The sequence below is a fragment of the Chitinimonas koreensis genome (assembly GCF_014353015.1).
In the GTDB taxonomy this organism is placed as follows: Bacteria; Pseudomonadota; Gammaproteobacteria; order Burkholderiales; family Chitinimonadaceae; genus Chitinimonas; species Chitinimonas koreensis.
On sequence record NZ_CP060704.1, the window covers coordinates 4,542,694 to 4,556,570 of the forward strand.

At 69.0% G+C, this 13,877-nt stretch carries 12 protein-coding genes and 2 pseudogenes; 10 read left to right on the forward strand and 4 right to left on the reverse strand.

What is annotated here, in order from left to right:
- The first annotated feature begins 55 nt into the window (after positions 1-55).
- Together lptF and lptG are read left to right on the forward strand one after the other, a co-directional pair.
- A complete protein-coding gene (lptF, locus tag H9L41_RS19105; RefSeq protein WP_051318761.1) occupies positions 56-1,168 on the forward strand; it encodes an LPS export ABC transporter permease LptF in 1,113 nt (370 codons plus the stop codon).
- Positions 1,165-2,241, forward strand: a complete 1,077-nt coding sequence (gene lptG, locus H9L41_RS19110) for an LPS export ABC transporter permease LptG (RefSeq protein WP_028445064.1) — start codon at positions 1,165-1,167, stop codon at positions 2,239-2,241. The genes lptF and lptG overlap by 4 nt, the downstream gene beginning before the upstream one ends.
- Before the next feature lie 255 nt (positions 2,242-2,496).
- On the opposite strand, the gene H9L41_RS19115 is transcribed toward lptG, so the two are convergent.
- Together H9L41_RS19115 and H9L41_RS19120 are read right to left on the reverse strand one after the other, a co-directional pair.
- On the reverse strand, positions 2,497-3,003 hold the full coding sequence (locus tag H9L41_RS19115; RefSeq protein WP_028445063.1) for a DUF1993 domain-containing protein: 507 nt from the start codon (positions 3,001-3,003) through the stop codon (positions 2,497-2,499).
- 276 nt (positions 3,004-3,279) lie between these two features.
- On the reverse strand, positions 3,280-4,260 hold the full coding sequence (locus tag H9L41_RS19120) for a serine/threonine protein kinase (protein WP_028445062.1): 981 nt from the start codon (positions 4,258-4,260) through the stop codon (positions 3,280-3,282).
- 394 nt (positions 4,261-4,654) lie between these two features.
- Between H9L41_RS19120 and H9L41_RS19125 the strand changes: the two genes are divergently transcribed.
- Complete coding sequence (locus tag H9L41_RS19125) at positions 4,655-4,846, forward strand: hypothetical protein (protein WP_187523542.1); 192 nt, start codon at positions 4,655-4,657, stop codon at positions 4,844-4,846.
- 79 nt (positions 4,847-4,925) lie between these two features.
- Positions 4,926-6,659 (forward strand): carbohydrate-binding protein, encoded by a 1,734-nt coding sequence (locus tag H9L41_RS19130; protein ID WP_308419534.1) that lies wholly within the window; start codon positions 4,926-4,928, stop codon positions 6,657-6,659.
- On the opposite strand, the gene H9L41_RS19135 is transcribed toward H9L41_RS19130, so the two are convergent.
- Positions 6,647-7,150 carry an HPP family protein gene (locus tag H9L41_RS19135; protein ID WP_028445060.1) on the reverse strand — a complete coding sequence of 168 codons (504 nt, stop codon included), beginning with the start codon at positions 7,148-7,150 and terminating at the stop codon, positions 6,647-6,649. The two genes, H9L41_RS19130 and H9L41_RS19135, sit on opposite strands and share 13 nt — an antisense overlap.
- Before the next feature lie 189 nt (positions 7,151-7,339).
- Here H9L41_RS19135 and H9L41_RS19140 point away from each other — a divergent pair, with 189 nt between their 5' ends.
- Both H9L41_RS19140 and H9L41_RS25150 read left to right on the forward strand, forming a co-directional pair.
- Entirely contained in the window at positions 7,340-7,813 is a 474-nt protein-coding gene (locus H9L41_RS19140; RefSeq protein ID WP_265583842.1) for a TetR/AcrR family transcriptional regulator, read from the forward strand.
- Positions 7,814-8,210: 397 nt separating this feature from the next.
- Positions 8,211-9,178, forward strand: a pseudogene (locus H9L41_RS25150) (DUF1615 domain-containing protein).
- 232 nt (positions 9,179-9,410) lie between these two features.
- Here the strand turns inward: H9L41_RS25150 and H9L41_RS19150 are convergent.
- Positions 9,411-10,238, reverse strand: coding sequence for a substrate-binding periplasmic protein (locus tag H9L41_RS19150; RefSeq protein WP_169730144.1), 828 nt, complete (start codon positions 10,236-10,238; stop codon positions 9,411-9,413).
- A gap of 129 nt (positions 10,239-10,367) precedes the next feature.
- Here H9L41_RS19150 and H9L41_RS19155 point away from each other — a divergent pair.
- From H9L41_RS19155 to H9L41_RS19165, 4 genes and pseudogenes are all read left to right on the forward strand, one after another.
- Positions 10,368-11,917 (forward strand): annotated as a pseudogene (locus H9L41_RS19155) (helicase HerA-like domain-containing protein).
- Positions 11,918-12,386: 469 nt separating this feature from the next.
- Positions 12,387-12,578: a glycine zipper 2TM domain-containing protein gene (locus H9L41_RS25155; RefSeq protein ID WP_265583845.1), complete on the forward strand. Its 192-nt coding sequence runs from the start codon at positions 12,387-12,389 to the stop codon at positions 12,576-12,578.
- The gene (locus tag H9L41_RS19160; protein WP_265583846.1) at positions 12,539-12,955 is read left to right on the forward strand and encodes a glycine zipper 2TM domain-containing protein; all 417 of its coding nucleotides are present in this window, start codon (positions 12,539-12,541) and stop codon (positions 12,953-12,955) included. The genes H9L41_RS25155 and H9L41_RS19160 overlap by 40 nt, the downstream gene beginning before the upstream one ends.
- A 305-nt stretch (positions 12,956-13,260) precedes the next feature.
- Positions 13,261-13,845, forward strand: a complete 585-nt coding sequence (locus H9L41_RS19165; RefSeq protein ID WP_028445055.1) for a putative pterin-binding protein — start codon at positions 13,261-13,263, stop codon at positions 13,843-13,845.
- Positions 13,846-13,877: the final 32 nt, after the last annotated feature.

Here is a 13,877-nt window from a genome sequence, read left to right on the forward strand (position 1 = left end):
CGAATTTGAAGGAAATTCGTCCGATTTTCCGAACTCGACCGGCAAAAGTCAAAGCGTGCCCTCTCTTCGCCGAATTCCCCTCCTATCCCGCTGCCTGCCTTCCGAACGCCTGTTCGAGCGCAATCTGCTGCGCGAATTCTCCGGCCTCGCCGCCGGCGTGTTCTTCGTGCTGCTGACCATCATGATCGTGACGCGCGGCGCCAAGCTGCTCGGCCTGGCCGCCAGCGGCACGGTGGCGTCCGAGGCGGTGGCCGCGCTGCTGGGCTTCACCCTGCTGGGCGTGGTGCCGTGGCTGCTGTCGGTCACCGTCTTCATCACCGTGCTGATGGCGCTGACGCGCGCCTGGCGCGACCACGAGATGGCGGTCTGGTTCGCCGCCGGCCAGTCGCTCACCGACTGGATCCGGCCGGTGCTGACCTTCGCCGTGCCGCTGGCGCTGCTGGCCGCGGTGCTGAGCCTGGGCCTGTCGCCGTGGGCCAAGTTCAAGGCACGCGAGTACCGCGAGCAGCTCGCCACCCGCGACGACATGTCGGCGCTGGCGCCGGGCCTGTTCAAGGAATCGACCCATTCGGACCGGGTAGTGTTCATCGAGAACTTCTCTGGCGAAGGCGGCTCGGCGCGCAACATCTTCGTGCAGCAGCGCGAGGGTGACAGCCACATCATCACGGTCGCCAAGCAGGGCCACTTCCTCAACATGCCCGACGGCGAGCGGGTGCTGGTGCTGCAGAACGGCCGCCGCTACCAGGGCGTGGTCGGCCTGCCGAGCTATCGCACGGTCGAGTTCGAGGAGGCGCGCATCCGCATCGAGGAGCCCGACCGCCACGAGGTCACCACCAGCATCGAGGCCAGCGGCACCGGCGTGCTGTGGAATAGCGCCGACCCCGAGCAGGCGGCCGAGCTGGCGCGCCGCATCGCCATCCCGATCGCGACCGTGCTGCTGGCGCTGCTGGCGATCCCGCTGGCCTACGTCAACCCGCGCGTGGGCCGCGCCTTCAACCTGCTGGCCGCCGTGCTGCTGTTCACCATCTATCTCAACCTGATCAACGTGGCGCAGAGCTGGATCGCCTCCGGCCGGCTGCCGGCCGCGATCGGCATGTGGCCGGTCCACCTGACGGTGGCCGCCATCGCCTGGGGCCTGTTCCGCTACCGTTCCAGGCCCCGCACATGAAGACGCTGTCGCGCTACCTGATCAACGAAGTGGTGCGGACCTGTTTCCTGGTCCTGCTCGCGCTGCTCGGCCTGTTCCTGTTCTTCGACCTGATCGGCGAGCTCGGCGACGTCGGCCGCGGCGGCTACACCTTCGGCAAGCTGCTGGCCTACGTCGGCCTCTTGGCGCCGGGCCACGCCTACGAGCTGATGCCGATCGCGGTGCTGATCGGCGGCATGATCTCGCTGGCGATGCTGAACCAGTATTCCGAGCTGACCGTGATGCGCGTCGGCGGCCTGTCGGTCAGCCGCATCCTGGCCATCCTCACCATCGCCGGGCTGTTCTTCGCGCTGGTCACGCTGGCGGCCGGCGAATACCTGGCGCCGCGCGCCGAGCGGGCCGCCACCCAGCTGCGGCTGGCGGCCAAGGGCCAGCTGGTGTCGCAGGACTACCGCTCGGGCTTCTGGCTCAAGGACGACGGCAGCTTCGTCAACGTGCGCGAAGTGCTGCCCGACCAGACGCTGCGCAACATCAACATCTACGAATTCGACGCCAACCGGCGCATGACGCTGTACGGCCGCGCCGAGCGCGGCGTGTGGGAAGGCGACAAGCAGGCCTGGCGGCTGACCGACATCGTCGCCACCCACATCAAGCCCGACAGCATCCAGATCGAGCGGCGGCCCGAATACATCTGGCGCTCGGTGCTGACGCCCGACACGCTGTCGGTGCTGCTGATCGCGCCCGAGCAGATGTCGGTGTTCACGCTGATCGACTACATCGACCACCTGCACCGCAACCAGCAGAAGACCAGCCGCTACGAGATCGCGCTGTGGACCAAGCTGGTCTACCCCTTCGCCTGCCTGGCCATGCTGGTGATCGCGCTGCCGTTCGCCCAGACCCAGCGCCGCGCCGGCGGCGTCGGCGTCAAGCTGTTCGTCGGCATCATGCTGGGGCTGCTGTTCTACTTCGTGAACAAGCTGGTCGGCCACCTGGGCCTGCTGTACGACTGGCCGCCGCTGCTGGCCGCGGCGATGCCGTCGGGGCTGTTCCTGACGCTGGCCGTGTTCCTGCTATGGCGGCAGGAACGACGGTAGCCTTGATGCATTCCAGCGCACGCGCTTGATCGATAGTCACAGTACAGGCGCCCGGCAAACCCGGGCGCTCGCCATTTGCGCGGTCTGAAACGGCGGCGCCCCTGATTTCACCCATCCCCCTCCGCCCCGCCCGCCGGCGGGGAACCTCGCTGCGCTCGTCGGCACATCGAATTGCCATCGCATCGCCATTGCCACGCAATGCGTAAAAAGGCCGCCCAATGGGCGGCCCTTTTCGTTGGCGCGCTGCGGACTGCTTCAGAAGCCGCCGAGGTAATCGGTCTTGCCGATCTCGACGCCGTTGTGGCGCAGGATCGCGTACGTGGTGGTGACGTGGAAGAACACATTGGGCAGCGCGAAGTTGAGCAGGTAGTCGCGGCCCTTGAAATGCAGCTCGGCGGCGCGCGTCTTCACCATCACGGCGCGTTCCTCGCTGCCCTCGAGCTGCTCGGGCCGGATGCTGCGCAGGAAGGCGATGGTCTTGGCGATGCGCGCCTGCAGCTCGTCGAAGCTCGTCTCGGTGTCCTCGTACTTCGGGATCTCGACGCCGGCCAGCCGCGCCGCCGCGCCCTTGGCGTTGTCGGTGGCGATCTGGACCTGGCGGCCCAGCGCGAACATGTCGGGCGCCAACCGCGCATTGACCAGCACCGCCGGATCGAACTTCTTCGCCTCGGCATGCCGGGCGCCCTTGTCCAGCAGCACCGACAGGTTGTCGAGCTGGCGGATCAGGACCGGGATGGAAATCGTGTACATCGACAGCGACATGCGTTTCTCCTTGGGGATGGTCGGGCCGGCCCGCGCCGGCGCTGGTTTTGGCAGCGTGCTGGATCTAGCAGGCCACTGAAATAGGCGCAAATCTCGCGCCAGCGAGGCTCCCTCTGGACCACCCCACGAAGTCTTCGACTTCGCGGGGGCCCCGGTAGCGGCGAGGGTGGGGGAGTGGAATCGAACAACGATCACTCGTCGATTTTTAGCAGGCCCGAAACGCCCGGCTTTGCCGGGCGGATCACGAGCATGGGTGTGCAGCTACGGTTTCAACGACTAAACGGGTAGCGGCGCTTCGTCCATGAGCGCGATCTGCTCGCGAAGTTCCAGGATCTTCTGCTCCCAGTAGCGCGGCGTGTCGAACCAGGGGAAGGCGGCCGGGAAGGCCGGATCGTGCCAGCGCCGCGCCAGCCAGGCGCTGTAGTGGATCAGCCGCAGCGTGCGCAACGCCTCGACCAGGTGCAGCTCGCGGCCGTCGAATTCGCGGAAGTCCTCGTAGCCGGCCAGCAGGTCGGCCAGTTGGGTGGTCTGCTCGCGCCGGTCGCCCGACAGCAGCATCCACAGGTCCTGCACCGCCGGCCCCATGCGGCTGTCGTCGAAGTCGACGAAGTGCGGGCCGGCGTCGGTCCACAGGATGTTGCTGGGATGGCAGTCGCCGTGCAGCCGGATGGCGTCGACCGCGCCGGCGCGGTCGTAGCAGCGCCGCACGCCGTCGAGCGCCTGGGCGGCCACGCCGCGGTAGACCTCGTACAGCTCGCGCGGGATGTAGTCGCCGGCCAGCACGAAGGCCAGCGGCTCCTCGCCGAAGGCGGCCAGGTCGAGCGCCGGCCGCTCGGCGAAGGGCGCGACCGCGCCGACCGCGTGGATGCGGCCGAGGAAGCGGCCGATCCATTCGCGCACTTCGCAGCGGTCGAGCTCGGGCGAGCGGCCGCCGCGGCGCGGGAACAGCGCGAAGGCGAAGCCGGCGTGGCGGTGCAGCGTGGCGCCGTTCACCACCAGCGGCGCCACCACCGGGATCTCGCGCTCGGCCAGCTCGGCGGCGAAGGCATGCTCCTCGAGGATCTGCGCATCGCTCCAGCGGCCGGGCCGGTAGAACTTGGCCACCAGCGGCGGGCCCTCGTCCATGCCGACCTGGTAGACGCGGTTCTCGTAGCTGTTCAGCGCCAGCAGGCTGCCGCTGGTGTAGAGGCCGAGCCCGTCGATCGCGTCGAGCAGGCAGTCGGGCGTCAGGGTTTCGTAGGGGGGTGTCGTCGTCATGGCACCATTGTACGGAGCCCGGGCAGGCGGCACATGCCCGGTCATGCGCATCGGCCGGGCCGACCGTTCGTCGCATCGGCGCCTCGCGCGGCGGGCCGCCGGCCGCCTGCCACACCGGCGGCCCGCCCCATCGGCAGGCGGCCACCGCCCCAAGGCAGCGCAGGCACGGCCCATGCGGCAGTGCAATCGAGCCTAATACCATCGGGCCGCCACGCCCCGGCCGGCGCCGCCGGCACGGTCCGAATCCCCCTGCAAATACAGCAGCATAAATTGCTGCCGCACCCAGCCGACCTCTCGATTCCGGCCATTGGAACGGCCCTCAATTAATACCACTTCCATTTTGCAATGCGGCAGGCAATGGCCTGGTCGGCCGGTGCCGCGTCACCGCACCGCCATGGAGCAGCCGCTGCGCGACGGCTCGACCCACCTCGCCACGATCAATCACAAGTCGATGATTTATGAACGAATATTGACGACCCACCGGGTGCCGCATAGGATCGCCGCAGCCATACCGGCATTGGCTGAATCGATAATACCGGTCTTCACGATAAGCGCCTCCTCATTTATCCGGCCGAACTGGTATTAATCAATGGACAGACAATAAGTCCACTTCACCGTTCCGAATCCGGACACCACCAGACTGACAAGAGATGGAGATTCAACGCATGCACAAGTCGACTTCCACCGCGCGGCGCCTGGCACTGAGCCTTGCCGCCGCCGGCGCCCTCTACGCCCCGAACGCGATGGCCGCCGCCTGCGCCGCCGCCTGGGCCGAGGGCAACACCTATGCCGCCGGCACGATCGCCTCCTACCAAAGCAGCAACTACAAGGCCCTGGTGACGCACACCGCCTATGCCGGCGCCGGCTGGAACCCGGCCGCGTCGCCGACGCTGTGGTCATCGCAGGGCGCCTGCACCGGCGGACCGACGCCTACCCCGACGCCCACCCCGACTCCGACACCCACGCCGACACCCACCGCGACGCCGATACCCACGCCCACGCCGACCCCGACGCCCACCCTGCCGCCGGCCTGCTATGCGACCTGGCTGTCGGGCACCGCCTATACCACCGGCCAGCGCGTGACCTACGACGGCCGCAACTACGAAGCCAAGTGGTGGACGAAGGGCGACGTGCCGTCGTCGAGCGTCGGCGACGGCAAGCCGTGGAAGGAAGTCGGCGTCTGCGGTACGCCGACTCCGACGCCTACTCCCACACCTACTCCCACGCCTACTCCCACGCCGACCCCGACTCCGACGCCCACGCCAACCCCCACTCCGACCCCGACGCCTACCCCCACGCCGACGCCCACCCCGGCCGGCAAGCACCTGCTGGTCGGCTACTGGCACAACTTCAGCAATCCGAGCGGCGACACCTTCCCGATCAGCCAGGTCAGCGACGACTGGGACGTGATCGTGCTGTCCTTCGGCGACAATGCCGGCGCCGGCACCGTCAGCTTCACGCCCAACGCCGCGGCCGGCAGCGAGGCGCAGTTCATCGCCGACATCAAGGCCAAGAAGGCCAAGGGCAAGAAGTTCGTGCTGTCGCTCGGCGGCCAGGACGGCTCGGTCACGCTGAACACCGCTTCCGACGTCACCAACTTCGTCAACAGCCTGTACGCCATCATCACCAAGTACAGCCTGGACGGCATCGACCTCGACCTCGAAAGCGGCAGCGGCGTGAGCCAGGGCGCCCCGATTCAGGCCAACCTGGTCACCGCGGTCAAGCAGCTCAAGGCCAAGGTCGGCCCGAGCTTCTACCTGTCGATGGCGCCCGAGCATCCCTACGTGCAGGGCGGCTACGTGGCCTACGGCAGCATCTGGGGCGCCTACCTGCCGATCATCGACGGCCTGCGCGACGAGCTGTCGGTGATCCATGTCCAGTACTACAACAACGGCGGCTTCACCTACACCAACGGCGCCACGCTCAACGAAGGCACGGTGGACGGCCTGGTCGGCGGCAGCCTGATGCTGATCGAGGCTTCAAGGTCAGCCAGGGCACCGGCTGGGAGTTCAAGGCCTGCGGCCCGACCAGGTGGCCTTCGGCGTGCCGTCGGGGCCGAAGTCGGCCAACCGCGGCTTCGTCACCACCGCCGTGGTGACCAATGCGCTGGACTGCCTGACCAAGCTGCAGAACTGCGGCAGCATCAAGCCCAAGCAGGCCTATCCGACCTACCGCGGCGCGATGACCTGGTCGATCAACTGGGACCGCTACGACGGCTACAACTTCTCCAAGCCGATCAGCGCCCATCTGCGCACCCTGCCGTAAGCGCGCATCACCGCAGCTCGGGAAAGGACGGGGCAACCCGTCCTTTTTCGTTTGCCGGCCGCGGATCGTGCGCCGCCGGATGCCCGCCGCGGGGACGCCCGCCGCGGGAGCGCCCGCCGCATCAATACCAATAACGCGGATAGCTGCCGCGGCGGCGCAGATTGTTGGCCAGCCAGGCCACCGCCACGATCGCCAGCGAACCGAGCAGCACCGGCGCGAACAGGAAGGCCGGGCCGGGCTGGCTGGCCAGCACCAGCAGCGGCGTGGCGCCGGCCGGCGCGTGCACGGTGCGGGTCAGCTGCATGGCGCCGATCGCCAGCGCCACCGCCGCGGCCATCGCCGGCCAGCCGCCGCCGAACAGGCCCAGCACGGCGAAGCCGACCAGCGCAGACAGAAAGTGGCCGCCGATCACGCTGCGCGGCTGGGCCAGCGGGCTGTCGGGCAGCGCGAACACCAGCACGCAGCTGGCGCCGAACGGCGCCATCAGCCAAGGCTGGCCGGACAGGCGGCCGAGCAGGCCGGTGGCGGCGATCGCGGCCAGCGCGCCGAGCATGTTGAGCGCGACGTCGCGCAGCGGTGGAGCGGCAGGGGCGGCCGAGGCCGGCAGGAAAGTGGGCAGTTTCATGGCGGGGTCCGATCGACAAAGGAAATGACGCCGGACTATACCGATCGGTTTACTCAATGTAAACCGATCGGTATACACCTACGACCGGGCGGACTAGAATCGCGCCATGACCAGCAAACGCGATTCCCTCGTCGACGCCTCGCTCGCGCTGTTCCACCGCCAGGGCTTCCACGCCACCGGGTGGAGCAGTTGGCCCGTTCCGGCGGCGTGACCAAGAAGACGCTGTACAGCCACTTCCCGACCAAGGAGGCGCTGATCGACGCCGCGTTGCGGCTGCGCGAGGCGCGTTTCCTGGCCCGGCTCGATGCAGCGCTAGCGGCGCGGCCGCCGCGCGAGGCCATGCGCGCCTATGTCGGGTTCATCCTCGACTGGAGCGGCGAGGCGGATTTCCACGGCTGCGCCTTTATCAACGCCAGCGCCGAATACGCCGAGCCCGAGGCGCCGCCGCACCGGCTGGCCCTGGCCCACAAGCGCCAGGTGCGCGCGCGGCTGGCGGCGCGGCTGGCCGAGGCCGCCGTCGCCGAGCCGGCGGCGCAGGCCGATGCGCTGTTCCTGCTGGGAGAGGGACTGATCGTGGCGCACCAGGTCGATGGCGCGACCGACTTCGGCGCCGCCGGCCGCCAGTTGCTGGCGTTGCTGGAACAGGTGGCGGGGCTGGGCTGATCCACACGGCGCCGGACGATCGCTGGCAATATGGCGGCCGTCCCTCGCCCACCTCGACGCCGTGCCCCGATTCCCGCTTCCCCTCGCCGCCACCCTGCTCGCCGCCCTGCTGGCCGCCTGCGCCAGCGCCGGCCCGCGCGCGGCCGATCCCGATTCGCCCGAGACGCCGGCCGAAACGCCGGTCGACGTCCCCCCGGCGCCCGAACAAGCCGAGCCCGACGGACTGCCGGCCGACCTGACGCCGAGCGACTACCGCCAGCCCGGCGCCGAGCCGCCGGCCGGCGTGCCGCCCGAGGCCGAACCGCCGCGGCCGGTGGCGCCGGCGGTCCAGGCCACGCCGGCCTGGGCCGATCCGCAGCAGGGCCGCGCGCTGCTGGCGCGGCTGCTGCCGCGCAAGATGCCCGACCGCGCCGGCTGGAGCGACGACATCTTCAATGCCTTCAAGGCGCTCAAGATTCCCTATACGGCCGAGTATTTCTGCGCCGCCGCCGCGACCATCGAGCAGGAATCGACCTGGCAGGCCGACCCGGTGGTGCCCGGCCTGGGCAAGATGGTGTGGGCCAGATCGAGCAGAAGGCGCACGCCAAGGGCCTGCCGCTGACGCTGGTTCAGGCCGCGCTGCTGGTGAGCTCGCGCGACGGCCGCAGCTACAAGGCGCGCATCGATGCGCTGCGCACCGAGCGCGAGATGAATGCGCTGTTCGAGGAGATGGCCGACGAGGCCAAGCGGCTGGGCCTGCCGCTGAGCATGGCCAACCCGATCCGCACCGGCGGGCCGATGCAGGTCAGCATCGCCTTCGCGGCAGGCCACGCCAAGGCCTGGCCCTATCCCTACCCGATCAAGGACGGCATCCGCCACGAAGTGTTCACCCGCCGCGGCGGCGTCTACTTCGGCATCGCCAACCTGCTGCATTACCGGGTGAACTACGGCGAGATGCGCTACCGCTTCGCCGACTACAACGCCGGCCGTTTCTCCAGCCGCAACGCCGCCTTCCAGGCAGCGGTGGCCAGGGTGTCCAAGCGCAAGATCGGGCTGGACGGCGACCTGCTGCGCTACGAGGCGGGGGTGCCGTCGAGCGCGCCGAGCGACACGCTGGCGGCGGTGCGCGCGATCGCCGGCCGGCTCGGTCTCGGCGCTGCCGCGATCGAACGCGACCTGGCGCTGGAGAAGGACGGCGGCTTCGACCAGACGGCCTTGTACCGCCGGGTGTTCGAGCTGGCCGACCAGGCCGCCGGCAAGCCGCTGCCGCGCGCGGTGCTGCCGCAGATCCGGCTGAAGAGCCCCAAGATCACCCGCAAGCTGACCACGGCGTGGTTCGCCGAGCGGGTGGAGGGAAGGTATCGGACTTGTCTGGGGCGGCAGTGAGTTGTAAGGCGCGTGAAATTAAGGCGCGTGAAACGTGAAATGTGAAACCCCATCCCCCACCCAGCCTCCCCCTTGAAGGGGAGGAGCAGGACGCATCGGTTCCGGGCGGCAGTGACTGTCAGACGTGTCGCAATCGGACGCCCTCCCCTTCAAGGGGAGGGTTGGGGGCGGCCGGCGCAGGCTGGGAGATGGGGTTCCACGTTTCACATTTCACGTTTCACCTTTCACAGCTCTACTTCGCCTGCACCCGCCAAAGCTGAATGCTCCGCTCGATCAGGTCGTCCATCACCTTGTCGCGCGCCAGCTTCTGCATCGCCCGTGCGATGCGGCCGCGCATCTCGCCGCTGTTGCAGGCCGACTTGTGCGACAGCGTCAGCAGCAGGTCCTCGTTGCTGATCGAGGCCGAGGCCGCGCGCAGGCCCTTGATGCCGAGCTTGGCAGCGTAGGCCAGGCCCGGCGCCTCCTCGTAGATCAGGTAGTCGGCGCGAGACAGCGCCAGCATCTTCAGCGCGCTCTCCAGGCTCGGCACCTTCTGGATCTCGAGGTTGTCGCGCGCATAGCGGTCGAAATCCTCGCCGAAACTGTTGTTGATCACCGTGATGCCGTTGAAGCCGACCAGGTCGGCCCATTTGCCGTAGCGCAGCGCATGGTCGTCGCGGGTCCAGATCACCGTGCGGGTATTGCGGATCGCCGGCCAGAAGTAGTCCATGTACTCCTGCCGTTGCAGCGTGAAGAAGGCGCCGGCGATCAGGTCGACCCGGCCCTGCTTGACCTCTTCCTGCACCCGGCCCCACGGCCCGGCGTACTTGACCGTGATCGGCACGCCGAGCTCCTTGGACAGTCGCTGCATCAGCTCGGCATTGGCGCCGACCAGCCGGTCCTGGTCGTTCGCGTCGCGCCACAGGAAGGGCGGGTACTCGGGATTGCCCGAGGCGATCATCTGCTTGCAGCCCGGCGGCAAGCCGGGCACGGCAACCGCCGGCAACGCGGCCGCGACGGCCAGCAGGCCGTGCAGCAAGGCGCAATGGACGCGGAATCCAGGCAGGCGGGCAAGGGGCATGGCGCGTCCTTTCTTGGCGCAGGACATCAGCTCCCAGTCTAGGCGATCCGCGGGCGGGTGCCGGCGCTTTGACGCGCGCGGCGAAACTGGCACAGTGACGCATCCGCTTCCCGCCCGAGGATCACCCCGATGACCGCCCCCCTGCTGATCGCCAAGCGCGACGACACCGCCCTCGAACTGCTGCCCGCGCTGGCCAACCGCCACGGCCTGATCACCGGCGCCACCGGCACCGGCAAGACGGTGACGCTGCAGCGCATGGCCGAGGCCTTTTCGCGCATCGGCGTGCCGGTGTTCATGGCCGACGTGAAGGGCGACCTGTCCGGCATCGGCGCCGGCGGCAGCGCATCGCCCAAGCTCTCCGCGCGGCTCGACCAGCTCGGCCTGGAGCCGGCCTTCGCCGCCAGCCCGGCGGTGTTCTGGGACGTCTACGGCGAGGCGGGCCACCCGGTGCGCGCCACCGTGTCGGACATGGGCCCGCTGCTGCTGGGCCGGCTGCTCAACCTCAACGAGGTGCAGGCCGGCGTGCTGCAGCTGGTGTTCAAGATCGCCGACGACAACGGCCTCTTGCTGCTGGACCTGAAGGACCTGCGCGCGATGGTCCAGCACGTCGGCGACCACGCCAAGGAATTCACCACCGAGTACGGCAACATCTCGGCCGCCAGCGTCGGCGCGATCCAGCGCGGCCTGCTCACGCTCGAGCAGCAGGGCGCCGACCGCTTCTTCGGCGAGCCGATGCTCGACATCGCCGACCTGATGCAGACCGACGGCGAGGGCCGCGGCGTGGTCAACGTGCTGGCGGCCGACAAGCTCTACCAGTCGCCCAAGCTGTACGCGACCTTCCTCTTGTGGCTGCTGGCCGAGCTGTTCGAGCAGCTGCCCGAGGCCGGCGACCTCGACCAGCCCAAGCTGGTGTTCTTCTTCGACGAGGCCCACCTGCTGTTCAACGACGCGCCGCCGGCGCTGGTCGAGAAGGTCGAGCAGGTGGTGCGGCTGATCCGCTCCAAGGGCGTCGGCGTCTATTTCGTCACCCAGAATCCGCTCGACATCCCGAGACCGTGCTGGGCCAGCTCGGCAACCGGGTGCAGCATGCGCTGCGCGCCTTCACCCCGCGCGACCAGAAGGCGGTCAAGGTGGCGGCCGAGACGCTGCGCGCCAACCCGGCCTTCAGCGCCGAGGCGGCCATCACCGAGCTCGGCGTGGGCGAGGCGCTGGTGTCCTTCCTCGACGCGCGCGGCACGCCGTCGGTGGTCGAGCGCGCCTTCATCGCCCCGCCCGGCTGCCGGCTCGGTCCGCTGACGCCGGCCGAACGCCGCGCGCTGATCGAGGGCTCGGTGCTGTTCGGCCACTACGAGGCGGCCGAGGACCGCGAATCGGCCTACGAGAAGCTGCGCGGCCAGCCGGCCGGCAACGGCGGCGCGGCAGGCCGGGGCACGCCGGCGGGCCCGGCCGGCGACGCGGCGACGGCGCCGCAGCAGGAGGAAGACGGCGGCGGGATGTTCGGCGGACTGGGCGGCGCGCTCAGCGAAATCCTGTTCGGCAGCACCGGCCCGCGCGGCGGCCGCCGCGACGGCGTGGTGCAGACGGCGACCAAGAGCATGGCGCGCACCATGGCCAACGAGGTCGGCCGCCAGGTGCTGCGCGGCGTCCTGGGATCGATCTTGGGCGGCCGCCGCCGCTGATCGCGGCGTCGGCCGCCCGTGAAAGGTGAGAGGTGAAACGTGGGTCGCCGCTGCGCGGCTCGCGGCAAGCGGCGGACGTCGCCTCACTTGAGGGCGGCGCTGCCGCACCTGCGTTTTCGTCCACTGCGCGTATCGCCCTGCTAGGCCGGGATTCATTCCGACAGCGATGTGCATTCCGACAGCGATGTGTATTAGTTACGGCAGCCCTGCCCAGGACGCTGCCCGGATGAATTCCGACCAACCAATCCCCCGCTCTCCCATCGCGGCGCAGCCGCACCAGACTCAATCCCCACCTGCCTTCGAGCCGCGCAGCGGCGACCCACGTTTCACTTTTCACCTTTCACGTTCCACACACCTATCCATTCGTCATAAATTGTTCAGCTAGCGTTCAGCGCAACTGGACGACCATCCGTGCATCGAACGAGGTAAGGCAGGCACGTCGCCCGCCCCAAATCGCAGGAGACGCACCATGAACAAGTCCATGCTGACCGGCGCCATCATCGGCGGCGCCGCCGTGATCTCGCTGGGTTCCGTGGCCGGCTACCAGGCTCTGAAGGGGCCGAGCTATGCGCAGGTGATGCAGGTCGCCGAGGTGAAGGAAACGGTGAAGACCCCGAGCAGGTGTGCAAGCAGGTCCAGATCACCCACCGCAAGCCGGTGAAGGACGAGAACCGCATCGCCGGTACGCTGATCGGCGGCCTGGTCGGCGGCGCGCTGGGCAACCAGGTCGGCGGCGGCAACGGCAAGAAGATCGCCACCGTGGCCGGCGCCGTCGGCGGCGGCTACGCCGGCAACCAGATCCAGAAGAACATGCAGCAGAAGGACACCTACACCAGCAGCGAACAGCGCTGCAAGACGGTGACCCGCAGCCACGACCGCGTGGTCGGCTACGACGTGCAGTACAAGCTCGGCGACAAGATCGACACCGTGCGCATGAGCCAGCCGCCGACCAGCGACCGCATCCCGGTCGAGCACGGCCAGCTGGTGCTCGCCACCGCGCCAGTCGCGATCACCCCGGCGGTCGTGCCGGCCAACTAGGCCCGATTTCTCCCTCGAGGGAACCCTCTCCCTCACCCCTTGGGGCGCCATGGTGCGCCCCGTTTTTTTGCCGCTTGATTGGCTCACCTGCCTGCTTGCATCGCACCCGAGCAAAGCGAGGCGCCCTCGCGGAGGCAAGGGCGGGGAGAGTGGGAATTGAACCAGGGCGCGCCGATCATCCAGCCGGCCCTGAGCGCGAGCGTCCGGCTTTGCCGGACGCCCGGGCTGCGGGCGAATGCCACGTCGATGTATCCAAAATTCACGGCAAGCGATAAAACGTCGGTCATTTTCCGACGGAGACCCCGATGAACAAACGCCAATTCCTCGCCGGCGCCGCGCTCGCCGCCGGCGCCCTGCCCGCGCTCGCCGCCAAGCCGGCCGCCTCCGCCGCGCGCGGACCGGTGCTGCTGACCCTGACCGGCGCGGTCGGCAAGACCAACCGCGGTCCGTTCGATCCGCAATTCGACCAGATGATGGGCAAACACAAGGTCAAGTTCGACCGCGCCTTCACCTTCGATTTCGCCGCGCTGGCCAAGCTGCCGCAGCAGACCATCACCTCGACGCTCGAATACGACGGCAAGCCCCACCAGCTGCGCGGCCCGCTGCTGACCGACGTGCTGGCCGCCGCCGGCGCGAGCGCCGACAACCCGCGCATCCTGCTGCAGGCGGTCGACGGCTACGCGGTGATGTCGCCGCTGGCCGACCTGCGCCGCTTCGGCTTCATCATCGCCCACGAGATCGACGGCAAGCCGCTGGCGCTCGGCGGCATCGGCCCGCTGTGGGCGGTCTACGACCCGGGCCGCTTCCCGGAACTGGCGGCCAAGACACTGCCGGAGCGCTTCGCGCTGTGCCCGTGGGGGATCTATCACATCTCGGTGCAGGCGGGGTGAGCGGCGGGCGCACCGACGGCCGGTGAATGCGC